A 22,250-nucleotide genomic window follows, 5' to 3' on the forward strand; every position below is an offset into this window, starting at 1 on the left:
TCACACGTTCTGCAGCTCCTGCTGCAGCTTGCCGATGTCCACCGTCTCGTCCGGCGACGGCGTCTTCGACGGCACCGGTTTGTCGTAATCCGCGAACGTGAGCGTCGTGTCGGTGCCACCGCCCCGCTGCGTCGCCTCGACCAGCCGGTGCGGCGCGTCCGAAGTGACGTACAGGACCGCCTTCTTGCCGTCCTCGCTGCCCGTCAGCGGGATCACCTTCGTGCCCTCGACCTCGGTCTCCGCGCCCTTCTTCAGCGACTTGCCCTCGGTCGACGACCCGCTGTCGACCTCCTTCTGGAAGGCCCCGAGGTCGCAGGTGTCGGCCAGCCCCTTCAGCATCGCGTCCTTCGTGGAGCCGTGGATGTAGCGGTTCTTGAAGAGTTCCGCCACCGCGTCGCCCTGGCCGCCGGGGACCTGTGACTTCCAGAAGGCGGTGTCGGGTTTCATCCACACCTCCTCGCCGCGTTTGATCAGCTCGACGCTGCCGCCCTTCCCGGCCATCCGCAGCGTGCCGGCACAGTTGCCGTCCTGGTCGAGGGCCAGGTCCATCGAGGTCGGCTGGGTCCTGCTCGCGGACGTCCCCGCGCTGCGGTCCGTCAGCTTCAGGTGGACCGACTTCGCGTCGAGGAGGTTCTTCTTCGCCTGCTGGGCCAGTTGCTGTGCGGAGAGATCCCCGCCGTCGTCCGCAGCGGCCAGCGACGGCGTCAGCAGCAGGGCCGCGCCCGCCGCCGCACAGACGAGCGCTCTCCGGTTGGGCGCGATGCCTGCCATGGCGTCACCTCCGTGGTGCGCATCACCCCACTCAGCGTACGTTTCGCCCTATTTGCCCGCATGTTCAGTGACACGGCCCACTTCCGGCCATGGATTGCGCATGCAACGCGGACCGAAGGGCAGGCGCTCACGGTCCTCGTGAGTGACATCAGTGTCACTCAGAGGCACTGACCAGGAACGGAAGGCAAGTACGGATCATGTCGGAGAGAGCGGAAACCCAGGGGCTGGACGCGCAGGCGACCATCCACGTGGCCGGGGAGTGGCGGGATGCCGTCTCCGGGGCCACGCGCGAGATCATCGACCCCGCGGACGGCCTGGGCTTCGCTCTGGTCGCGGAGGGTGACGAGAAGGACACGGACCTGGCGGTCGCCGCGGCCCGGCACGCCTTCGACCACGGCGACTGGCCCCGCACCCCCGTCGCCGAGCGCGCCGCCCTGCTGCGCCGCGTCGCCGACCTGCTGGTGCGCGACCGCGAACGGCTCGGCGCGCTGGAGAGCCGGGATGCCGGCAAGACCCTCGAAGAGGGCCGCGTCGACATCGACTGCGTCGCCGACGCCTTCCGCTACTTCGCCGACCTGGTCGCCGGGGAGGCCCCCGGACGGGTCGTCGACGCGGGCTCGGCCGACGTCCACAGCGTCGTCGTACACGAGCCCGTGGGCGTGTGCGCGCTCATCACACCCTGGAACTACCCCCTCCTCCAGGCCAGTTGGAAGATCGCCCCCGCGCTCGCGGCCGGCAACACCTTCGTGATCAAGCCCAGCGAGATCACCCCGCTCACCACCGTCGCCCTGATCGACCTGCTCGCCGAGGCCGGACTGCCCGCCGGCGTCGCCGGTGTCGTCACCGGCCCCGGGCACTCGGTCGGCGCGCGGCTCGCCGAGCACCCCGACGTCGACCTGGTCTCGTTCACCGGCGGCCTGGTCAGCGGCACCAAGGTCGCCCAGGCGGCCGCGCCCACCGTCAAGAAGGTCGCCCTCGAACTCGGCGGCAAGAACCCCAACGTCGTCTTCGCCGACGCCTGCGCCACCGACGAGGGCTTCGACACCGCCGTCGACCAGGCCCTCAACGCCGCCTTCATCCACAGCGGCCAGGTCTGCTCCGCCGGCGCCCGCCTCATCGTCGAGGAGCCGGTCCGCGAGCGCTTCGTCGCCGAACTCGCCCGCCGCGCCGCGAAGATCCGCCTCGGCCGCGGCAACGCCGACGGCGTCGAGTGCGGCCCGCTCGTCTCCGAGCAGCAGCGCGCCAAGGTCGAGGCGTACGTCGACTCGGCGCTCGCCGAGGGCGCGGTACTGCGCACCGGCGGCAGGCGCCCGGAGCCCTCCGAGACCCGGCCCGCCGGCGGCTACTTCTACGAGCCGACGGTCCTCGACCAGTGCCAGCGCGAGATGAAGGTCGTACGCGAAGAGGTCTTCGGGCCCGTGCTGACGGTGGAGACCTTCCGCACCGAGGACGAGGCGGTCGCGCTCGCCAACGACACCGAGTACGGCCTGGCCGGCGCCGTCTGGACCACCGACCCGGGCCGCGCCCGCCGGGTGGCCGCCCGCCTGCGCCACGGCACCGTCTGGATCAACGACTTCCACCCCTACCTCCCCCAGGCGGAGTGGGGCGGCTTCGGCAAGAGCGGAGTGGGGCGCGAGCTGGGCCCGGCCGGCCTAGCCGAGTACCGCGAAACCAAGCACATCTACCAGAACCTGGCGCCGAAGCCGGTCCGCTGGTTCAGCGGCTGATCCCGGCTACCTATCAATCCCGGCAAGCCCCAACCCACCCAGGGGCGCGGGGAACTGCGCGACCAGCCACAACGAACCCGCACCCGAACGACCAAACCCCACCCGGAGTCACCCCATGCCCGAGACCCTCCACGCATACGACTACGTCGTCATCGGCGGCGGCACGGCCGGCTCGGTCATAGCCTCCCGCCTCACCGAGAACCCCGACACCACAGTCGCCGTCATCGAGGGCGGCCCCAGCGACGTAGGCCGCGACGACGTCCTCACCCTCCGCCGCTGGATGGGCCTCCTCGGCGGCGAGCTGGACTACGACTACCCCACCACCCGCCAGCCCCGCGGCAACTCCCACATCCGCCACAGCCGCGCCCGCGTCCTCGGCGGCTGCTCCTCCCACAACACCCTCATCGCCTTCAAGCCCCTGCCCTCCGACTGGGACGAGTGGGAGGCGGCCGGTGCCAAGGGCTGGGGCGCGGTGCCGATGGAGGCGTACTACGCGCGGCTGAAGAACAACATCGTCCCGGTCGACGAGAAGGACCGGAACGCCATCGCCCGCGACTTCGTCGACGCGGCGCAGAAGGCGCTGGCCGTCCCCCGCGTCGAGGGCTTCAACAAGAAGCCGTTCGACGAGGGCGTCGGCTTCTTCGACCTCGCCTACCACCCAGAGAACAACAAGCGGTCGAGCGCCTCGGTGGCGTATCTGCACCCGGTGATGGACGAGCGGCCCAACCTGACGATCCTGCTGGAGACCTGGGCGTACCGGCTGGAGCTGGACGGCACCCGTGCCGAGGGCGTGCACGTGCGTACGAAGGACGGCGAGGAGATCCTCGTACGGGCCCGCCGCGAGGTCATCCTCTGCGCTGGCGCCGTCGACTCGCCCCGTCTCCTCCTGCACTCCGGCATCGGCCCGCGCGAGGACCTCGAAGCGCTCGGCATCCCGGTCGCCCACGACCTGCCCGGCGTCGGCGAGAACCTCCTCGACCACCCCGAGTCGGTGATCGTCTGGGAGACGAACGGCCCGATCCCCGAGAACTCCGCGATGGACTCGGACGCCGGCCTGTTCGTACGGCGCGACCCCGAACACCCGGGCCCCGACCTGATGTTCCACTTCTACCAGGTCCCCTTCACCGACAACCCCGAGCGCATCGGCTACGAACGCCCCACGTACGGCGTCTCGATGACCCCCAACATCCCCAAGCCGAAGAGCCGCGGCCGCCTGTACCTGACCAGCGCGGACCCGTCCGTGAAGCCCGCCCTCGACTTCCGCTACTTCACCGACGAGGACGACTACGACGGCCGGACCCTGGTCGACGGCATCCGTATCGCCCGTGAGATAGCGAAGCAGGAGCCGCTGGCCGGCTGGCTCAGGCGCGAGGTGGCCCCCGGCCCGCACATCACCGGCGACGAGGAGCTGAGCGTGTACGCGCGCAGCGTCGCCCACACCGTGTACCACCCGGCCGGCACCTGCCGTATGGGCGCCACCGACGACGAATTCGCCGTCGTGGACCCGGAGTTGCGGATCCGCGGCCTGGACGGCATCCGGATCGCGGACGCCTCCGTGTTCCCGACCATGACCGCCGTGAACCCGATGATCGGGGTGCTCATGGTCGGTGAGAAAGCCGTCGACCTGATCGGAAGTGAGGCACGATGACCGAGTCCGTCTTCGCCGTCAACGGCCTGTGGAAGGTCTTCGGCCCGAAGGCCGAACAGATCCCGGGCGACCCCGAGTTGACCCGCCTCGACCCCGCCGAGCTCCGCGCCCGCACCGGCTGTACCGCCGCCGTCCGGGACGTCTCCTTCGACGTCCGCAAGGGCGAGGTCTTCGTGGTGATGGGCCTGTCCGGCTCCGGCAAGTCCACCCTCGTGCGCTGTCTGACCCGGCTGATCGAGCCGACCGCCGGCACCATCGCCATCGACGGCGAGGACGTCCGCGCCATGGACAAGGGCCGGCTGCGCGAACTGCGCCGCCACCGCGCCGCGATGGTCTTCCAGCACTTCGGCCTGCTCCCGCACCGCACGGTCCTCGACAACGTGGCGTACGGCCTGGAGATCCAGGGCGTCGGCAAGGCCGAGCGCCGCGCCAGGGCGCGGGACGTCGTCGCCAAGGTCGGCCTGGAGGGCATGGAGCAGCGCCGCCCGGCCCAGCTGTCCGGCGGCCAGCGGCAGCGCGTGGGCCTGGCCCGGGCGCTTGCCGTGGACCCCGAAGTCCTGCTGTTCGACGAGCCGTTCAGCGCGCTCGACCCCCTCATCCGGCGTGACATGCAGGAGGAGGTGATCCGGCTGCACCGCGAGGAGGGCCGCACGATGGTCTTCATCACCCATGACCTCAGCGAGGCCCTGAAGCTCGGCGACCGCATCGCGCTCATGCGCGACGGCCGTGTGGTGCAGCTGGGCACCCCGGAGGAGATCGTGGGCAGCCCGGCCGACGACTACGTCCGCGAGTTCGTCCGGGACGTCTCCCGCGACCAGGTCATGTCCGTACGTACGGCCATGGTGCCCGGTGACTGCGGCGACCCGGCGCATCCCGGGGCGCTCGCGCCCGACACGCTCGTCGCCGACGCGATCAAGGTCGTCGCCACCACCGGCAGGGCGGCCTGCGTCGTCCAGGACGGCCGCTGTCTGGGCGTCGTCGACCACCAGCGGCTGCTCTCCGTGGTGGCCGGAACGGAGCTGCGGAAGGAGGCGGCCTGATGGCCACGATCACCGCACCGGTCCCGCTCACCGGGAGTCTCCTCAAACGCCGGTCCGTGCAGAAGCTGCTGCTCCTCGCCCTGGCCGCCGCGATCCTGGTCCCGCTCGCCAACGCCCGATGGGCCAGCGGCAGTTGGCCCGACGCCCTGACCGTCGACCTCACCAAGCCGCTGACCAGTGCCAGCGACTGGATCATCGACAACCGGGACACCCACCCCCTGTTCCTCTACGGCTTCGGCTACGTCAGCAACGCCGTCGTCATCTCCGTACGCGCCGTCTATCTCGTCCTGCTCGCCGCGGGCTGGGCCGGTGTCACCGCGATCGGCGCGCTCGTCGCCTGGCGCGTCGCCGGCGTCCGGCTCGCCCTCGGCACGGCGACCGCGCTCCTCGCCTGCGGTCTGCTCGGCATGTGGGTGCCGACCATGCAGACGCTGGCCCTCATGGTGGTCGCCGTCCTCGCGTCGGTGCTCGTCGGCGTCCTGCTCGGCCTCGCCGCCGGACTCTCCGACCGCATGGACCGCGCCCTGCGCCCGGTCCTGGACACCATGCAGGTGCTCCCCGCCTACGCCTACCTGCTCCCGGTCGTGCTCGTCTTCGGCATGGGCGTGCCCGCGGCCGTCCTCGCCACCGTCGTCTACGCCGCCCCGCCGATGGCCCGCCTCACCGCCCTCGGCCTGCGCGGCGCCGACAAGGAGGTCCTGGAGGCCGTCGACTCGCTCGGCGCCACCGCCCGCCAACGGCTGCTGACCGCCCGTATCCCGCTGGCCCGCAAGGAACTCCTCCTCGGCCTCAACCAGACGATCATGATGGCTCTGTCCATGGCGGTCATCGCCTCGGTCATCGGCGCCGCCGGCCTCGGTGACCGCGTCTACCAGGCCCTCGCCTCGGTCGACGTCGGCGCCGCGCTCGCCGCCGGCATCCCGATCGTCCTGCTGGCCGTCGTCCTGGACCGCGTCACCGGCGCGGCGGGCGAACACGCCGGCGAGGAGCACGGGAACACCCGCAGGCTCTGGCTGTACGCGGCCCTCGCCGCCGTCGCCGTGGCGGTCGCCGGACGGCTGGCCGGGCGCCTCGACTGGCCCGACGCCTGGACCGTGAACATCGCCGAGCCGGTCAACCGCGCCGTCGACTGGATGACCGCGCACCTGTACTCGGGCGTCCCGTACATCGGCGGTACGGCCGACTGGGCCGGCCACTTCACCACCTGGGTCCTCAACCCCGTCCGCTCCGGCCTCGTGTGGCTGCCCTGGTGGTCGCTGCTGCTCCTGGTCGCCGCCCTCGCCTGGCTGATCGGCACCTGGCGCACCGCGCTCACCGCGGTCCTCGCCATGGCCGCGATCGGCGTGCTCGGCGTGTGGACACCCGCCCTCGACACGCTCTCCCAGGTCCTCGCCGCCGTCGCCGTCACCCTCGTCCTGGGCTTCGCGACCGGCATCGCGGCGGCCCGCAGCGACCGCTTCGAACGCGCGCTCCGGCCCGTCCTGGACGTCTTCCAGACGATGCCGCAGTTCGTGTACCTGATCCCGGTCGTCGCGCTCTTCGGCGTCGGCCGCGCCCCGGCGGTCGCCGCGGCCGTGGTCTACGCGCTGCCCGCCGTCGTACGCATCACCACACAGGGCCTGCGCCAGGTCGACCCGGCCGCCCTGGAGTCGGCACGCTCGCTCGGCGCGACCCCCGCCCAGCAGCTGAGGCAGGTCCAACTCCCGCTCGCCCGGCGCGCGTTGCTGCTCGCCGTCAACCAGGGTGTGGTGCTCGTCCTCGCCGTCGTCATCATCGGCGGTCTGGTCGGGGGTGGCGCGCTCGGTTACGACGCCGTGTTCGGGCTTGCCCAGGGGGACCTGGCGACCGGGCTGGTCGCGGGGGCGGCGATCGTGTGCCTGGGGCTGATGCTCGACCGGGTGACGCAGCCGACGGAACGCCGAACGAAGAGTGGTATGTGACATGGTACTGAGCAAACGCACAGCACTGCTCGTTTCTTCGGCCGCCTCCCTGGCCCTCCTCACCGGCTGCGGCGCCGCCGACATGACCAAGCAGGCGTCCCCCTTCGCCAATGCGCAGGGCGCCGGGACGGTGACCCTCTCCGTCCAGTCCTGGGTCGGTGCGCAGGCCAACGTCGCCGTCGCCCAGTACCTCCTGGAACACAAGCTCGGCTACCGCGTGGACACCGTCCAGGTCGACGAGGTGCCCGCCTGGGACGCGCTCAGCCAGGGCCGCGTCGACGCGATCCTGGAGGACTGGGGCCACCCCGACCAGGAGAAGCGGTACGTCGACGACAAGGGGACGATCGCGCGCGGCGGCGGGCTCGGGGTGACCGGGCACATCGGCTGGTACGTGCCGACGTACCTCGTGAAGCAGCATCCCGACATCACCAACTGGAAGAACCTCAACAAGTACGCCTCGCTGTTCCGCACCGCGGAGAGCGGCGGCAAGGGTCAGCTGATGGACGGCTCACCGTCGTACGTCACCAATGACAAGGCGCTGGTGAGCAATCTGAAGCTGGACTACCAGGTGGTGTTCGCCGGTTCGGAGGCGGCGCAGATCACGCAGATCAGGCAGTTCGCCAAGGCGAAGAAGCCCTTCCTGACGTACTGGTACGCGCCGCAGTGGCTGTTCAAGAAGGTCCCGATGACCGAGGTGAAGCTGCCGGCGTACAAGGAGGGCTGCGACGCGGACGCGGCGAAGGTCGCCTGCGCCTATCCGCACACCCCGCTGCAGAAGTACCTCAACGCCGACTTCGCGAAGAAGGGCGGCAAGGCCGCGGCCTTCCTGAAGAAGTTCAAGTGGACGACCGAGGACCAGAACGAGGTCTCGCTCATGATCGCCGACCAGAAGCTCACGCCCGAGCAGGCGGCGAAGAAGTGGGTGGACGGCCATGCCTCCACGTGGCAGGCATGGCTGTCCTGATCACCAGCGCTTCTTCAGCTCCTCGGCCATCCCCTCGAACGCCAGCGCCGCCCAGCGCTGCAGCGTCGGCCCGAACGTGACGCGGGTGGCCCCGAGTTCGCCGAGCTCGGCGGGCGAGGGGCCGCCGTTCAGCGTGCCGTGCACATTGACCGGCCCCTGGATCCCGGACCGCAGCAGCGGGAGTACGTCCGCCGGGGCGTCGATCGGATAGACGCACTCGGCGCCGGCGGCGACGTACAACGCGGCCCGCTCGATGGCCCGTTCGGGGTCGCCGTCGCCGTACGCGAAGACGTCGACGCGGGCGTTGACGAACAGCCGGTCGCCCGCCGCGTACCGCACCTCGGCGAGCCAGTCGGCGTGCTCGCGCGGGTCCTTGAGGACACCCCCGACCGAGTCCTCCAGGTTGCAGCCCACCGCCCCCGCTTCCAGCAGCCGCTCCACCAGCTCCCTCGGCGCGAGCCCGTACCCGTCCTCGACGTCCGCCGACACGGGTACGTCGACGGCCCGGCAGATGCGCGCCACCGCGGCGAACATCTCCTCGGCCGGCGTGGACCCGTCCTCGTACCCGAGCGAGGCAGCGATCCCCGCGCTGGGCGTCGCGAGCGCAGGCCACCCGGCCTCCGCCAGCACCCGCGCGCTCACCGCGTCCCAGGGGCCGGGGAGGACGAGGGGGTCGCCGGGGAGGCGGCCCTTGTGGAGCGCGCGGAAGGTCTCGACCTTGCTCATGGTGTGTAACCTCCCGGCGGGACACGGCGGCTGACCATCACACGGTTCCAGTTGTTGATGGCGACGATCAACCCGATGAGATGGGCGAGTTGGGGCTCGTCGAAGTGCTTGGCCGCCCGCTCGTACACGTCGTCCGGCACGAATCCGTCGGTGAGAACCGTCACCGCCTCGGTCAGCGCGAGCGCGGCCCGCTCCCGCTCGTCGAAGAGGTCGTCCCCGGCCTCCTCCCAGGCGGCCAGCAGGTCGAGCTGCTGCTCACGCACCCCGTGCTTGCGGGCGATCGCGAGGTGCATGTCGAGGCAGAAGGCGCAGTGGTTGAGCTGCGACGCGCGGATGACGACCAGTTCGGCGAGCGCGGGATCGCCGAGGCCCCGCTTGGCGGCGGCGCTGACCGCGGACATCGCCTGCGCCACCGCGCGGTCGAGCAGCCGCGTACGGGCGGTCACGCGAAGTCGCCCGGCTGGTAGTGACCCGGCACCATGCGCGTGGTCACGCCGAACCGGTTCCAGGCGTTGATCACCGCGATGGTGGCGATCAGCTGGGCCAGCTCGGCCTCCTCGAAGTGCTTGGCGGCCTTCTCGTACACCTCGTCCGGCACGAAGCCGTCGGTCAGGACGGTCACCGCCTCCGTGAGCTCGATCGCGGCGAGCTCCTTCTCCGTGTAGAAGTGCTTCGACTCCTCCCACGCGTTCAGCTGCACGATCCGCTGGACGCTCTCGCCCGCCGCGAGCGCGTCCTTGGTGTGCATGTCGAGGCAGAACGCGCAGTGGTTGAGGGCGGAGGCGCGCAGCCGCACCAGCTCCACCAGGCTCGGGTCGAGGCCCTGCTTGGCCGCCGCGTCGAGGCGGGCCATCGCCTTGTAGACCTCGGGGGCGTGCTGCGCCCAGCGCATGCGGGCCGGCCGTTCGGCCGTGTATTCGGTGATCTCCTCTGTGGTCATGTCTCGACCCTAGGAGCGAGGCTGCCCAAGGGTATGGTCCATTTCCATGGTGGAATCATGGGCCACTTTCGGTGTCGACCTGCATCTGGAGCCGACGGGGGCGGGCGTACGCCGGGGCCTCACCGACGCCCTGCGGGAGGCGGTCCGCACCGGCCGCCTCGCCCCGGGCACCCGGCTGCCCTCCTCCCGCACGCTCGCGGCGGACCTGGGCATCGCCCGCAACACGGTCGCGGACGCGTACGCCGACCTGGTGGCGGAGGGCTGGCTGACGGCACGGCAGGGCTCGGGCACGCGGGTCGCCGAGCGTGCGGTGGTGCCGCCGACGAGCCCGGCGCCGCGCAAACGCGAGCGCAGCCGCCCCGCCTACAACCTGATCCCCGGCACCCCCGACCTCACCACCTTCCCCCGCACCGAGTGGCTCAAGGCCGCCCGCCGAGCCCTGACTTCGGCCCCGTACCAGGCCCTCGACTACGGCGACCCCCGCGGCCGCCCCGAACTCCGCACCGCCCTCGCCGGCTACCTGGCCCGGGCCCGGGGCGTGCGCGCGGACCTCGAACGCATCCTGGTGTGCGCGGGGTTCTCGCACGGGCTGCGCATCCTGGGGGCGGTGCTGCGGGGGCGCGGCGGGCACACCGTCGCCGTGGAGTCGTACGGCCTCGACGTGCACTGGAAGCTGCTCGCCGACGCCGGTCTGCGCACCGTCCCGCTTCCAGTCGATCAACTCGGCACGGACCCAAGGGAGTTGGGCGACGAGGCCGCCGTACTGCTCACGCCCGCCCACCAGTTCCCCATCGGCGGCACCCTGCACCGCGACCGGCGCGCGGTCGTCGTCGACTGGGCGCGGCGCACCGGGGGAGTGGTGATCGAGGACGACTACGACGGCGAGTTCCGCTACGACCGCCAGCCGGTCGGCGCTCTCCAGGGCCTCGACCCCGACCGTGTCGTCTACGCCGGTACCGCCAGCAAGTCCCTCGCCCCCGGCCTGCGCCTGGCCTGGCTGGTGCTGCCGCCGAGCCTGATGGAGGAGGCGGTACGGGCCAAGGGCGGCGCCGACTCCTGCGGCGCCCTGGACCAGCTGACCCTTGCCGAGTTCATCGTCTCCGGCGCCTACGACCGCCACGTCCGCGCCGCCCGGCTGCGCTACCGGCGCCGCCGTGACGCCCTGGTCGCGGAACTCGCCCGCCGCGCCCCGCAGGTGCAGGCCACCGGCATCGCGGCCGGCCTCCACCTGGTGCTGCGGCTGCCGCCCGGAACCGAGCGGACGGCGCTGCGCGCGGCGGCCTGGCACGGGCTCGCCCTCCACGGACTGCACCGCTACCAGCACCCGGACGCGACCGTCGAGCGCCGTGACGCACTGGTCGTCGGGTACGGCACCCCGCCCGACCACGCGTGGTCGGGCGCACTCGACGCACTGTGCGCTTCACTGCATTCTTGAATACGACTTCCTGAATTACCTCCGCGTGGGTAGAGTCGCCGCATGAGTAATAGCGACGCGATATCCCGTGTGGCCCTGAAGAAAATCACCCCCGACGTTTCCTCGGCGATGGGATCCCTGCACGCCGCCGCCGTTTCCGCGGCCCAGGAGGCCAAGGTCGAGCCGGAACTCCTGGAACTGATCAGGATCCGCGCCTCGCAGATCAACGGCTGTGCGTTCTGCCTCGACATGCACACCAAGGACGCGCGCGCGGCAGGCGAGACCGAGCAGCGCGTCTACGCCCTCAGCGCCTGGTGCGAGACGCCCTTCTTCACCGAACGCGAGCGCGCCGCACTGGCGTTGACCGAGGCGGTGACCCTGGTGAGCGACGGGCATGTACCGGACGCCGTCTACGCCGAGGCGGCCGAGGTCTTCGAGGAGCCGCAGATCGCCGCGCTGATCTGGGCGGCCACCGTCATCAACGCGTACAACCGGATCGCCATTGCGACGAGGATGACTCCCGGGGCTTATCAGCCCGCGAAAAATTAATGCGGAATACGGGCATCGGCGATTCCGATGCCCGTAATTCATTTCGTGCCCCGCCTTATTTGTCCGGTAGCGCCTCCATGCTCTCGTCGAGCCATTTCCGCCATTCCGGAGCGCGTACCGCGGGTGCCGCCCGCAGTTCCCCACCCGTCCATTCCGTGACCGGGCGGATGCCGTGCAGGGCGTTGACCAGCCAGACCTCGCGGCCGTCCAGTTCGGCGATCGTGCGTTCGCGGTGGGCGACGCGGACGCCGGTGCGGCGGGCGCGGTCCTGGATGAGGGCGACGGTGACGCCGGGCAGGACCGGCAGCAGGGGCGGAGGCAGGCACAGGGTGTCGTCCTCCCACCACAGCACGCTGGCGGTGGCCGCCTCCAGGACGACACCGGAGGGCGCGACCAGGACGGCCTCCTCGGCGCCCTCGCCGGACGCCCGCCTGCGGACGCGGGCCAGGGTCTCCAGGTCCGGCCCCTTGCGGCGGGGCAAGGTCCGCGGATCGGACTGACCCGCGCACCAGACCCGTATCTCCGAACCCAGCGGCGGAGCATGCCGCAGCAGCAGCCTCAACTCCTGTGAATCGGCGGCTAGTTCGACCCGAGGGAACCACTCGCCGGTGCGCGGCAGCGCCTCCGTCATGTCCCGCCAGAACTCCAGCAGCCGGCGCAGCGGCGGCCCGCCGACCTCCCCGCAGGACCGCAGAAACCGCTCCCGGTGCCGCGCGAAGCCCCGCACCCTGCCGTCCCGCACCAGCCAGGAGTCGGCCACGAGCAACCGCCCGCCGGCCTCTCCGGCAGGGGCCAGCCCACCGGACGGGGTCCACGCCAACAGGCCCTCCGCAACGACGGGTTGGGTCACAGCCGTACCTCCTCCTGGTACCTCTTCCGGTACTTCTAGTACTTCCCGCCGGCCACCGCCGGCGCCCCGTTCCGCGGCCCGTACGGGGCGTGCTCCAGCCACTCGCCGCAGCACGGGAGCATCGGGGCGAGGACCGCCGCCGCGCGCTGTCTGGCGCGGACGATCCGGCGCCGCGGGCGCAGATGGTCGAGGGCCGTACCGGCCGCCGCGCTGTTGAACAGGCCCGCCGTGCGCCGTACCTCGGCGAAGTCGGCCACCGCCTCCGGGGTGCCCGCCGCGACCGCGCCCGCTGCCGCCGCCGCGTCCGCGATCCCGCTGTTCATGCCGCGCGCCCCGAACGGCGGGAAGAGATGCGCGGCCTCCCCGACCAGCAGCACCCGCCGGTGCGGGTCGGTGAACGAGGCCGCCACCATGCGCAGGAAGCGGTACGTCGACACCCACAGGATCCGGTGGGCGTACGCGTCCCCGACAACCCCCGGCAGCCACCGCCGTACCGCCTCCCGGGTCCCGAAGTCCTCCTGCGCGTCCTCGTCCCGGCACTGCAGGTCGACCTGGAAGCCCCCGGTGAACGGCACCCGCATCACACTGCGCCCGCCGACGCCCGGATGCTCGTAGTGGAAGACCCGCTCCAACGGCAGCTCCCCGCCCGGCACATCGGCCACGTCGACGACCACGTGGAAGCCCTCGCCGCGCTCGCCCTCCATGGGGATGCCGAGTCCGCGCCGCACCGCGGACCGCGCACCGTCGGCCGCGATCACGTACGCGCTGCTCCACTCCCGCCCGTCCGCGCAGCTCAGCGAGACACCGTCGGCCGTCGTGCGCGCGGCCGTCACCCGCGCCTCCCACACGAACTCCACCCCGGCCCGCTCGCACGCCCCCCGCAGGAAGCGTTCGGTGTCCACCTGGCGCAGGCTGGTGAAGGGCGGCGGCCCGGACCGCGGCGGGAAGGTGCGCGCGTACACCTCACGGCCCCGGTACAGCGTCCGCTTCGTCTGCCAGGTCCGCCCGTACGACGTGATCTCCTCGGCCAGCCCCGGCTGCATGCCGTCGAGCAGGGCGAGGGTCTCGCGGTGCACGAACAGGGCCCGGCTGCCCGGCCGTACCCGGTCCTTGGCCTCCGCCTCCAGCAGGACGACCGGCAGGCCGTGCGCCCGCAGCGCGAGCGCCGCCGACAGGCCGACCGGCCCGGCGCCGACCACCACGACAGGGTTCACGCGCGCACGCCCTCCGCGAGCATCCGGCTGATCTCGACCCGTTTCACCTTCCAGGTCGCGGTCATCGGCAGCTCCTCGAACCGCCACTGCCGCGGCTCGGCCAGCGCCGGCAGATCGGCGGTCGCCTCCCGCCAGCGCTCGGGGTCCAGCGGCCGCTCCCCGCGTACGCACACCACCGGTACCGGCTCCCGGTCCGCGCCCGGCACGATGACCACCTCACGCAGCTCCTCCAGGCGGTCCATCAGCGCGTCCTCGACCTCCAGATTGCTGTGCACCGAGTCGATCTGGTCGATCTCCCGGTCGATCAGGTGCAGGGCGCCGAGCCGGCTGAGGTAGCCCATGTCTCCCATCTCCCACCAGCCGTCGTTGAGTTGACGGTCGTAGCGGTCCTGCATGCCGAGGTAGGTCAGGATGCGGCCCCGGGTGCGGGCCTCGATCCGGCCCGGCGTGCCGTGGGCCACCGGCCGTCCGTCCGGACCGGCGACGCGCACGCGCGTGAAGCCCGGTATCCCGATCCCGACCCGCCGCCCGTCCGCCCGCGCCGCACTGCGCCGGGTGAACCACTGGAACGCGACCGGTCCGGTCTCGCTCTGCCCGTAGAGCTGGATGAGCCAGGGTGTACGGCGCTTCGAGGCGTCCAGCAGCCGTCGTACCGTCCGCGGATGGATCGCGTCGAACGTCGAGCCGTACGACCGCACCCGCGACAGCGGCGCCCCGGGCGCGTCCGCCAACTCCTCCCACAGCACGAAGGTGTTGGGGTGCGTCTCGACGATGCCGGGCCGGTGCCGGGCCAGCAGCGGGCCGACCCGGGCCGGCTCCGGGTCGGTGATCAGCACCAGCGGGCTGCCGAAGTGCAGCAGGACGCCGAGCAGATGGTAGAAGCGCGAGTGCACGAACGACATGTGCAGCGCCGCCGTCTCGCCGCGCGTGGGCCAGCCCATCGCCTTCTGCGGGACGAGCCGGTTCCACATGGTGTTGGCGCAGTGCACGGCGAGCTTGGGGATGCCGGTCGTGCCCGAGCTGTGGGTGATCAGGGCGGGTTCGCGCGGGTGGAGGCGGACTGAGGCGGGGCGTTCGGCACCCGCGTACTGCTCCAGCGCGTCGGCGCCGGGTGCCTCGTCCACCGACAGGACGTGCCGCACCCGCAGCCCTTCCCCCTTGAGCGGCCCTTCCAGCTTGGCCCGGTCGGTGATCAGCCACGGCTGCCGCAGCCGCTCCACCAGCTGTCCGACCACCTCGCCGGCCAGCCCGGGGGAGAGCAGCACCGGAACGGCCCCGATCCGCGCGACCGCGCAGGTCAGCAGCACGATGTCGACGTTGTCCGACTTGTGCACGACCACCTGCTCCGAGGGCCGCACGCCCGCCTCCCAGAGCCTGCCCGACAGCTCCTCCACGGCGTCCGCGAGCGCCGAGTACGTGAGGTCGACGCCCAGTTCGGGGTGGGTGTCCAGGGGGCGGTCCAGGGTGACGAAGACGGCTCCGTGCCGGTCGGCGGCGCGGCGGAACAGGGGGCCGAGGTAGAACCCCCGGTCGCTGAACGGGGGTTGCTGCTCTCTCATCGGGCCGTTCCTTTCTCTTCTCGGGAGTTCACCAGGCGCCCTGACGGACCAGATGGCGGCGGAGCTTGCCGGTGGGGGTACGGGGGAGGGACGGGACGAGGCTCACGCTGCGGGGCACTTTGAAGGCGGCGAGGTGCTCGCGGGCCAGCTTGAGCAGGTGGTCCTGGAGCTCACCGTCCGGGACCGGTGCCGCGGGTACGACGAAGGCGCGCAGGCGGCTCGCCCCGCTGCCGTCGGTGACGGCCACCACCGCGACTTCCTTCACCGCGGGATGCAGCCGCAGCACGGCCTCCACCTCCAGCGGCGAGACGGTGATGCCGCCGACCATCTCCATGTCGTCGGTGCGGCCCAAGTGCCGGTAGGCGCCGTCGGGTTCGCGGCGCGCCCGGTCGTGGGTGGCGAGCCAGCCGCCGATCAGGGTGCGCCCGGTCTCCTCGGGGCGGTTGAGATAGCCGGGGGTCACCGTGGGCCCGCGGACCCAGAGCTCGCCCTCGGCCCCGTCCTCCACGGGCCGGCCCGCCCGGTCACGCAGCTCCACCTCGAAGCCGGGCACGGGACGGCCGACCGAACCGGGGTGGTTGTGGTCGAAGCTGTTGGCGCAGAAGGCGTGCCCGGCCTCGGTGGAGCCGATCTGCTCCAGCACCGGCGCACCGAGCAGCTCGGTGACCTGCCGTCCGAGCCCGTCCGGCATGCCCTCCCCGGCCGACACCGCGGCCCGCACGGAGGCGAAGCAGGCCTCGTGCCCGCTGCCCCGGTCCGCGACCAGCGCCGCGTACGCGGACGGCACGGAGTACAGCAGCGTCACCCGGTGCCGGGCCACCAGCTCGTCGACGGCGCCCGGCGTCGGACGCCGGTCCACGAGCACGGCGGAGGACCCGGAGAACAGCGGGAAGACGAAGGCGTTCCCGAACCCGTAGGCGAAGTACAGCTTCGACACGGACAGCGTGACGTCGTCCCGCGTGATCCGCAGCAGCCGCCGCCCGATGAGGTCGTGATACGCCTTCGGATCACCGTGCGTGTGCACGACACCCTTGGGCCGGCCCGTCGTACCGGACGTGTACTGCACGTACAACGCGTCGTGCGCGTCCACCGGGTGCGCGGGCGCCGGCTCGGCGGCGGCGCTGAGCGCGAGCAGCTGGTCGGCCCCGAGCCGGGCCCGCTCGCCGAACCGGTCCTCCAGGCCGGGCCCCGTAACACACAGCACGGCATCCGTGTCGTCGGCCATGAACGCGTGGTCGGCGGCAGGCAGTTCGGGGTTGACCAGTACGGCCACGGCACCCAGCCGCGCGGCCGCGAGGAACGCCGTCACCCAGGCGATCCCGTCGGGCATCGCCAGCACCACCCGGTCCCCGGCCCGCACCCCGTACCCGGCGAGCACGGAAGCCGCCCGCGCCGCGAGCGCGTGCACCTCACCGTGGGCCCAGACCCGATGGCCCTGGTGGAAGGCGGCGAGGCCGGTCCAGCCTCGGCGCTCTGCCAGGTCCGCCAGCTGAGCGGCGAGATTGCCGGGGGCTTCAGCGTCGTACGGGGCCGGCACGAGCTGGGCGGGGGAGTGCGGTGCGGCCGCCGTCCGCTGCTGCGGGACGGTCGCTCGTACGGACGCGGCGGACCGCTGAGTCGTCATCGCACCGGCTCCTCGCTCGCCGCGCGCTCCCGGCGTACGTCAGCCCGCGCCGCCGAGTGCTCACGCTGCTCCCGTATCCGGTCCGCGGTGTGCAGATGCAGGGCCCGCATCTGGGCCGCGGTCTTCAGCAGCATCTCGTCGTACTCGGCCTCCGCGTCGGAGTCGAGGACGATCGCGCCCCCGGCGCCCAGCTGCATCAGCCCGTCCGCGAACACCCCCGTACGGATCACGATGTTGAGATCCGCGCCCCCGCTGCACCCCAGATAACCGAGCGCCCCCGAGTACACACCCCGGGCCTCCGTCTCCAGCCCGTCGATGATCTCCATCGTGCGCAGCTTCGGCGCCCCGGTCATCGACCCGCCGGGGAAACAGGCCCGCACGCACTCCACCGCGTCCGTGCCCGCCCGCAGCCGCCCCTCGACGGTGGACACCAGCTGGTGCACGGTCGCGTACGACTCCGTGTGCATCAGCCGGGTCACCCGCACCGATCCGGTACGGCACACCCGCCCCAGGTCGTTGCGGAGCAGGTCGACGATCATCAGGTTCTCGGCGCGCGTCTTGGCGTCCGCCGCCAGCGCGTCCCGCAGGCGGCCGTCCTCCTCCGGATCCTCCGCGCGCGGGGCGGTCCCCTTGATCGGCCGCGCCTCCGCGACCCCGTCCCGCGTGATCCGCAGGAACCGCTCCGGCGAGGAACCGGCCACGTCCACGTCCTCGAACCGCAGAAAGGCCGCATACGGCGCCGGGTTGACCCGCCGCAGCACCCGGTAGAACTCGAACGCGTCCGGCGGCGCGGGTAACCGGGCCGAGTTCGTCAGACAGATCTCGTAACTCGTCCCGGCCCGCAACTCCCGCTGACACGCCTCGATATCGGCCAGATACGTCCCCTTGTCCCGTACCAGCCACGGCTCGGCGGCCCCGGCGTCGGGCTCGGCCCACCCCACCGGCCGCTCGGCGTCCGCGGCCACGAAGGTCAGCTGGGCCAGCGCCCCTTCGAGCCAGTCGTCCGCCTCCCGCGCGGCCTGCGCGGTGTCCTCGGCCAGACAGACCGCGTAGGTGAACCCCTTCAGATGGTCCACCGCGATCAGCCGGTCCGCGAACAGCCAGCACGCGTCCGGGACTTCGGACGAGTGCCGGTTCGGTGAGCCGCAGTCGGCCTTCGTCTCGTAGCCGAAGTAGCCGACGTAACCACCGGTGAAGTCGAAGGGCAGCCCCTCCGCGTCCACCCGACGGCTCGTCAACTGCCGCCGCAGATAGTCGAAGACGCTCGCCGTGACCTTCCGCGTCGGCCGCCCCGCCCGCTCGATCTCGCACCGGCCGCTGTCGACGTCGTACCGCACGAACTCCGCGAGCGGCCCGCTGTCGTCCCCGAAGAACGAGAACCGCGACACCCCCTCCTCCACCATCGCGCTGTCCAGCCAGAACGCCCGCCGCGACGCCCCGTACATCCGCGCGAACGCCGCCTCCGCGTCGACCGCGGTCGCGATCCGCCGAGTGTGCAGGCGGTAGGCGGGGGAGGCGCGCCGGGGGCGCGGGACGGCCGCGGCCGGCACGGGGATGGCCGCGGCGTCCGGGGTGACGGCGGTGTTCTTCGTACGGGGCCTACGGGCCCGTTCCGCCGTCAGATTGCGGAAGTTGACGAGCATCCGGTGGCCGAACTGGGTCAGCACCGACTCCGGATGGAACTGCACCCCCCACAGCGGCCGGCTGCGGTGCCGCAGCCCCATCAGCACCCCGTCCTCGGCCCAGGCGGTGGCCTCCAGCGTCTCCGGCAACGGCTCGTGCACCGCGAGCGAGTGGTAGCGGACCGCGGCGAAGCCCTGCGGCAGCCCCCGGAACAGGTCTCGTTCGTCGTGCCGGACCGTGGTCAGATGCCCGTGCCGCGGCTGCGGCGCCGACGTCACCCGGGCGCCCTCCCCGAGCGCGATCCCCTGGTGGCCCAGGCAGACACCGAGCACCGGGATCGTGGCCTCGGCGAGCACGGCGGCGCTGATGCCGAAGTCCCGCGGCTCGGCCGGGTGCCCCGGCCCCGGCGACACCACGACGTTGTCGAATTCCGCGAGGTATTCGCCAAGATCCGAGTATTCGCCGAGATCGGGAATTCTGCCGTTCGGGTCACCGACCACGGCGTCATTGACGACCACAACCGGTTCCTGCCCGTTGACCTCGGAGATCAGCTGGAACAGGTTGTAGGTGTACGAGTCGTAATTGTCGATGAGCAGGGTCTTCACCCGCCCACCTCCCTCGGTTCGTTCCGGGCACGTGCAAGGGCCTATGCGGTCCGTCTTTTGTGCCGTCCGCGCAGGGCCTGCAGCGGCGGATACAGCCATTTCTTGAAGAAACGCTGGAGCCGCGGCATGAGAATCCAGGTGACGAGGGCCGTGACGCACAGGCACAGGAGCAGCGTGCGGACGAGCGGATTCAGTCCGCCGAGATAAGGAATGACGATCAGGTTGAACAGGAGCACCGGCGGAAATACCGCGCTCATGTTGATGAACCACAGTTTCCATTTCGGCGGCGGTGTCGGCGCCTTGGGCGCGGTGGTCTGGGAGTCGAACCACACCTTGGAGCCCCGCACGCTCCTGCGCTCCGTCTCCCGCGCGAAGGGCGCGGTCCGGGTGGCCCACTCCGCCCGGTCCACCGAGTCCTCCCAGGCCCGGGCTGTTCCCTCGCTGGCGAAGCGATAGACCACATGCCACTCCGCCTCTCGGTCGACAAGGACGCCACCCCCCAGGAAGCCCGGCTGCTGCGAGCTCGCGCCGAGCATGGCCCACCCCCACGAGTGGAAGTCGGCCTCGCGGCCAGGCAGCACGTGATAGGCCACGGTGACTGTGACGGGATTACTGGTCACGTCGTCCAGTACGCAAAGCCTCCACACCACGTTCAAATCTTCAACGAAGTTTTTTGGCAGTCCGTTTGACTGTCCGTATCGTGACTCTTTATCAGCCTTTCGACGCCCTTGCCGCCCTCTGTCGATCCGTACTGAAGGTAACTTCCCGCAAATCCCGTGAAGCGCTTGCCGGTTGTCCGGTCAAGCCGCAGTATCAATTCCCCCGAACCTCCCCCCGAACCAAGGAGGAACATGTCCAGGTACGACTGGGATATGAACCACGAAGGAATTGACCACGCCCGTTCCGTGATCGAATCCGCGCGGAAAGAAGTGACCGCGCACCCCATTTACCAGCGGATAAACACCCGCGACGACATGGTCACTTTCATGGCCCACCACGTCTTCGCGGTCTGGGACTTCATGTCCCTGCTCAAGTCACTGCAACGCGAACTGACCTGTGTCGACGTCCCCTGGGTCCCGCGCGGCACCGAGGTGAGCCGGCGGCTCATCAACGACATCGTCCTGGTCGAGGAGAGCGACGAGCTGAACGGCGGCTTCACCAGCCACTTCGAGCTCTACCGCGCCGGCATGGCGGAGGCCGGCGCGGACACCACCCGCATCGACGCCTTCCTCGCCCTCCTCATCGAGGGCCACGGCGTCCCGGCGGCCCTGCGCGGCGCCCAAGTCCCCGGCCCCGCCAACGAGTTCGTCCGCACCACCTTCGCCATCATCGAGGACCGCCCGCTGCACTGCCGCGCCGCCGCCTTCGCCTTCTCCCGCGAGGACCTGATCCCCGACATGTTCGACCAGGTCATCAGGAAGGAGGGCACGGACCGCTTACCCCTCTTCTGCGACTACCTCGCCCGCCACATCGAGGTCGACGGCGAGCAACACACCCCCATGGCCATGCAGATGGTCGCCGACCTCTGCGGCACGGACGAGGTCCGCTGGAAGGAGGCGACGGAGACGGCGGTGGTGGCGCTGGAGGCGCGGGTGGGGCTGTGGGACGGGATTTTGGAGGCCATGGGGTGAGGAGATGAGGAGATGAGGAGATGAGTGGGGGCGGTGGCTATGGGCTGCTGGACTGGTGGGCTGCTGGACTGACGGGCTGCGGGACTGGTGGGCCGAGGCGGTGGGTGGGGTGCGCGGGCCGTGGGTGCGCGGGCCGTGTGTGAGTGGGCCGTGGGGTGAGCTCCGTGGGGGCTGCGAGGTGGGAACTGCGGGGCGCCATGCGCGGACCGCGGGGGCACTGGGGGAGCAGCGCGGGGCCGCTGGACGAAAACCGCAGGGGTCGTGGCGGCTGGGCCATGCCGTGACGGGTGGGTCGGGCTTGGTCGGCGGCGCGCCGGAGGTGCGTGCCCGAGTGGAGTGGGTGCAGCGAGTTCGTGGCCGGACGTGCACGGGGTGGGGGTGGGTGGCCGAGGGCGTGCCAGGGGTGCGTGGCTGAGGGCGTGCGGGCCTGAGGCGTGCGTGGCTGAGGGCGTGCCAGAGGTGTGCCTGAGGGCGTGCGTGGCCGAAGGCATGCCGGGGATGCGTGCCAGGGGGGCGTGCCCGAGGGCGTGCGTGGCTGAGAGCGTGCCGTGACGGGGTGCGTGGTCGGGGGTGTACGGGCGCTCACGCCTCCTCGGCCGGCGCCTCCCCGAAGCGGGCCAGCGCCAACGCCCCTGCCACGGCCACCGCGAAGCCCAGTACCGCCAGCCAGGTCAGGCCCTCCCGTGTGCGGTCGCCGAGCCACACCACGCCGACCGCTGCCGGGCCGAGCGTCTCGCCGAGGACCATGCCCGCCGTGGCCGTGGTCACCGAGCCGCGCTGCAGGGCCGACGTCAGCAGCAGGAACGCGGCGCCCCCGCCGAGCAGCAGCGCGTACGTCGCCGGGTTGGTGAGCAGCTCCGAGGGTGCGAGCGAGTCGATGAGCCGCACCGACACCTCCACCACCCCGAACCCGAACCCCGCCCCCAGCCCGAGCACCAGCGCCCGCCCCCGCCCGGACCACCGCCCACCCACCAGCCCGAGCAGCAGCACCGCCACGGCGACCGCGAGCATCGCGTACTTCAGCGCCGTCGACCCCTCCCGGTCCCCCTCGCCCCCGGACGCCAGCCCCAGCATCGCGAGCCCGGCGCACACGACCCAGACCGCCGCCCACTCGCTCCGGCTCAGCCGTACCCGCAGCAGCCGCGCCGCCACCACCGCCGTCACGGCCAGGCTGGAGGCCAGCGCCGCCCCGACCGCGTAGATGGGGATTGACCGCAACGCGGCGATCTGCAACAGGAACCCCAGCCCGTCCAGCGCCAGCCCGGCCAGATACCGCCACTGCCGCACGGCCCGCAGCAGCAGCGCCGCGTCCCCGCCCCCACCCGTGCTCGCCGCCCGCGCGGCGACCGCCTGCAGCACCGTCGCCGTACCGAAGCAGACCGCCGCCCCGAGCGCGCACACCATCCCAAAGATCACAAAGCGACT

At 71.7% G+C, this 22,250-nt stretch carries 19 protein-coding genes; 8 read left to right on the forward strand and 11 right to left on the reverse strand.

The window, feature by feature from the left end; all coding sequences use genetic code 11:
• Positions 1 to 771, reverse strand: coding sequence for a hypothetical protein (locus ABZ848_RS34405; RefSeq protein WP_360838282.1), 771 nt, complete (start codon positions 769 to 771; stop codon positions 1 to 3).
• 197 nt (positions 772 to 968) lie between these two features.
• Here ABZ848_RS34405 and ABZ848_RS34410 point away from each other — a divergent pair, with 197 nt between their 5' ends.
• The 5 genes from ABZ848_RS34410 (at position 969) to ABZ848_RS34430 (ending at position 8,090) form a co-directional block, all read left to right on the forward strand.
• Complete coding sequence (locus ABZ848_RS34410; RefSeq protein WP_360838284.1) at positions 969 to 2,498, forward strand: aldehyde dehydrogenase family protein; 1,530 nt, start codon at positions 969 to 971, stop codon at positions 2,496 to 2,498.
• A 115-nt stretch (positions 2,499 to 2,613) separates the two neighbouring features.
• A complete protein-coding gene (locus ABZ848_RS34415; protein WP_360838286.1) occupies positions 2,614 to 4,146 on the forward strand; it encodes a GMC oxidoreductase in 1,533 nt (510 codons plus the stop codon).
• Positions 4,143 to 5,186: a glycine betaine/L-proline ABC transporter ATP-binding protein gene (locus ABZ848_RS34420; protein ID WP_360838288.1), complete on the forward strand. Its 1,044-nt coding sequence runs from the start codon at positions 4,143 to 4,145 to the stop codon at positions 5,184 to 5,186. The genes ABZ848_RS34415 and ABZ848_RS34420 overlap by 4 nt, the downstream gene beginning before the upstream one ends.
• A complete protein-coding gene (locus ABZ848_RS34425) occupies positions 5,186 to 7,126 on the forward strand; it encodes an ABC transporter permease subunit (protein ID WP_360838290.1) in 1,941 nt (646 codons plus the stop codon). Before ABZ848_RS34420 ends, ABZ848_RS34425 begins: the two co-directional genes overlap by 1 nt.
• 1 nt (position 7,127) lies before the next feature.
• A complete protein-coding gene (locus ABZ848_RS34430; RefSeq protein ID WP_360838292.1) occupies positions 7,128 to 8,090 on the forward strand; it encodes an ABC transporter substrate-binding protein in 963 nt (320 codons plus the stop codon).
• On the opposite strand, the gene ABZ848_RS34435 is transcribed toward ABZ848_RS34430, so the two are convergent.
• The 3 genes from ABZ848_RS34435 to ABZ848_RS34445 are packed head-to-tail and all read right to left on the reverse strand — an operon-like array spanning position 8,091 to position 9,756.
• Positions 8,091 to 8,816, reverse strand: a complete 726-nt coding sequence (locus ABZ848_RS34435; protein WP_360838294.1) for an isocitrate lyase/phosphoenolpyruvate mutase family protein — start codon at positions 8,814 to 8,816, stop codon at positions 8,091 to 8,093.
• Positions 8,813 to 9,262 carry a carboxymuconolactone decarboxylase family protein gene (locus tag ABZ848_RS34440; protein WP_360838296.1) on the reverse strand — a complete coding sequence of 150 codons (450 nt, stop codon included), beginning with the start codon at positions 9,260 to 9,262 and terminating at the stop codon, positions 8,813 to 8,815. The genes ABZ848_RS34435 and ABZ848_RS34440 overlap by 4 nt, the downstream gene beginning before the upstream one ends.
• Complete coding sequence (locus ABZ848_RS34445) at positions 9,259 to 9,756, reverse strand: carboxymuconolactone decarboxylase family protein (protein ID WP_360838298.1); 498 nt, start codon at positions 9,754 to 9,756, stop codon at positions 9,259 to 9,261. Before ABZ848_RS34445 ends, ABZ848_RS34440 begins: the two co-directional genes overlap by 4 nt.
• Positions 9,757 to 9,802: 46 nt before the next feature.
• Here ABZ848_RS34445 and ABZ848_RS34450 point away from each other — a divergent pair, with 46 nt between their 5' ends.
• Both ABZ848_RS34450 and ABZ848_RS34455 read left to right on the forward strand, forming a co-directional pair.
• Positions 9,803 to 11,191: a PLP-dependent aminotransferase family protein gene (locus ABZ848_RS34450; protein WP_360838299.1), complete on the forward strand. Its 1,389-nt coding sequence runs from the start codon at positions 9,803 to 9,805 to the stop codon at positions 11,189 to 11,191.
• 42 nt (positions 11,192 to 11,233) lie between these two features.
• The gene (locus ABZ848_RS34455) at positions 11,234 to 11,719 is read left to right on the forward strand and encodes a carboxymuconolactone decarboxylase family protein (protein ID WP_360838301.1); all 486 of its coding nucleotides are present in this window, start codon (positions 11,234 to 11,236) and stop codon (positions 11,717 to 11,719) included.
• Positions 11,720 to 11,774: 55 nt separating this feature from the next.
• On the opposite strand, the gene ABZ848_RS34460 is transcribed toward ABZ848_RS34455, so the two are convergent.
• From ABZ848_RS34460 to ABZ848_RS34485, 6 genes are read right to left on the reverse strand one after another with little or no spacing between them, the layout of a single operon-like run.
• The gene (locus ABZ848_RS34460; RefSeq protein ID WP_360838303.1) at positions 11,775 to 12,569 is read right to left on the reverse strand and encodes an aminotransferase class IV; all 795 of its coding nucleotides are present in this window, start codon (positions 12,567 to 12,569) and stop codon (positions 11,775 to 11,777) included.
• A gap of 35 nt (positions 12,570 to 12,604) precedes the next feature.
• Positions 12,605 to 13,783, reverse strand: a complete 1,179-nt coding sequence (locus ABZ848_RS34465) for an FAD-dependent monooxygenase (RefSeq protein WP_360838304.1) — start codon at positions 13,781 to 13,783, stop codon at positions 12,605 to 12,607.
• Positions 13,780 to 15,342 (reverse strand): AMP-binding protein, encoded by a 1,563-nt coding sequence (locus ABZ848_RS34470; RefSeq protein WP_360838306.1) that lies wholly within the window; start codon positions 15,340 to 15,342, stop codon positions 13,780 to 13,782. Before ABZ848_RS34470 ends, ABZ848_RS34465 begins: the two co-directional genes overlap by 4 nt.
• Before the next feature lie 28 nt (positions 15,343 to 15,370).
• Positions 15,371 to 16,966: a benzoate-CoA ligase family protein gene (locus tag ABZ848_RS34475; protein WP_360838307.1), complete on the reverse strand. Its 1,596-nt coding sequence runs from the start codon at positions 16,964 to 16,966 to the stop codon at positions 15,371 to 15,373.
• On the reverse strand, positions 16,963 to 19,194 hold the full coding sequence (gene pabB, locus ABZ848_RS34480) for an aminodeoxychorismate synthase component I (protein WP_360838309.1): 2,232 nt from the start codon (positions 19,192 to 19,194) through the stop codon (positions 16,963 to 16,965). The genes ABZ848_RS34475 and pabB overlap by 4 nt, the downstream gene beginning before the upstream one ends.
• Positions 19,195 to 19,235: 41 nt before the next feature.
• A complete protein-coding gene (locus tag ABZ848_RS34485; protein WP_360838465.1) occupies positions 19,236 to 19,814 on the reverse strand; it encodes a hypothetical protein in 579 nt (192 codons plus the stop codon).
• 252 nt (positions 19,815 to 20,066) lie between these two features.
• On the opposite strand from ABZ848_RS34485, the gene ABZ848_RS34490 reads away from it, so the two are divergent.
• A complete protein-coding gene (locus ABZ848_RS34490) occupies positions 20,067 to 20,825 on the forward strand; it encodes a DUF3050 domain-containing protein (RefSeq protein WP_360838467.1) in 759 nt (252 codons plus the stop codon).
• A gap of 582 nt (positions 20,826 to 21,407) precedes the next feature.
• Here the strand turns inward: ABZ848_RS34490 and ABZ848_RS34495 are convergent.
• Entirely contained in the window at positions 21,408 to 22,229 is an 822-nt protein-coding gene (locus ABZ848_RS34495) for a DMT family transporter (protein WP_360838469.1), read from the reverse strand.
• Positions 22,230 to 22,250 lie beyond the last annotated feature (21 nt).

This window comes from Streptomyces sp. NPDC047081 (assembly GCF_040643775.1).
Classification (GTDB): Bacteria; Actinomycetota; Actinomycetes; order Streptomycetales; family Streptomycetaceae; genus Streptomyces.

What these genes read in the sequence shown, in the direction of transcription:
- ABZ848_RS34410 (WP_360838284.1), top strand. Translation starts at nt 969, where the DNA reads ATGTCGGAGAGAGCGGAAACCCAGGGGCTGGACGCGCAGGCGACCATC.
- ABZ848_RS34455 (WP_360838301.1), top strand. Translation starts at nt 11,234, where the DNA reads ATGAGTAATAGCGACGCGATATCCCGTGTGGCCCTGAAGAAAATCACC.
- ABZ848_RS34470 (WP_360838306.1), bottom strand. Translation starts at nt 15,342, where the DNA reads ATGAGAGAGCAGCAACCCCCGTTCAGCGACCGGGGGTTCTACCTCGGC.
- ABZ848_RS34475 (WP_360838307.1), bottom strand. Translation starts at nt 16,966, where the DNA reads ATGACGACTCAGCGGTCCGCCGCGTCCGTACGAGCGACCGTCCCGCAG.
- ABZ848_RS34495 (WP_360838469.1), bottom strand. Translation starts at nt 22,229, where the DNA reads ATGGTGTGCGCGCTCGGGGCGGCGGTCTGCTTCGGTACGGCGACGGTG.
- ABZ848_RS34420 (WP_360838288.1), top strand. Translation starts at nt 4,143, where the DNA reads ATGACCGAGTCCGTCTTCGCCGTCAACGGCCTGTGGAAGGTCTTCGGC.
- ABZ848_RS34425 (WP_360838290.1), top strand. Translation starts at nt 5,186, where the DNA reads ATGGCCACGATCACCGCACCGGTCCCGCTCACCGGGAGTCTCCTCAAA.
- ABZ848_RS34450 (WP_360838299.1), top strand. Translation starts at nt 9,803, where the DNA reads ATGGTGGAATCATGGGCCACTTTCGGTGTCGACCTGCATCTGGAGCCG.
- ABZ848_RS34445 (WP_360838298.1), bottom strand. Translation starts at nt 9,756, where the DNA reads ATGACCACAGAGGAGATCACCGAATACACGGCCGAACGGCCGGCCCGC.
- ABZ848_RS34415 (WP_360838286.1), top strand. Translation starts at nt 2,614, where the DNA reads ATGCCCGAGACCCTCCACGCATACGACTACGTCGTCATCGGCGGCGGC.
- ABZ848_RS34405 (WP_360838282.1), bottom strand. Translation starts at nt 771, where the DNA reads ATGGCAGGCATCGCGCCCAACCGGAGAGCGCTCGTCTGTGCGGCGGCG.
- ABZ848_RS34430 (WP_360838292.1), top strand. Translation starts at nt 7,128, where the DNA reads ATGGTACTGAGCAAACGCACAGCACTGCTCGTTTCTTCGGCCGCCTCC.
- ABZ848_RS34490 (WP_360838467.1), top strand. Translation starts at nt 20,067, where the DNA reads ATGAACCACGAAGGAATTGACCACGCCCGTTCCGTGATCGAATCCGCG.
- ABZ848_RS34435 (WP_360838294.1), bottom strand. Translation starts at nt 8,816, where the DNA reads ATGAGCAAGGTCGAGACCTTCCGCGCGCTCCACAAGGGCCGCCTCCCC.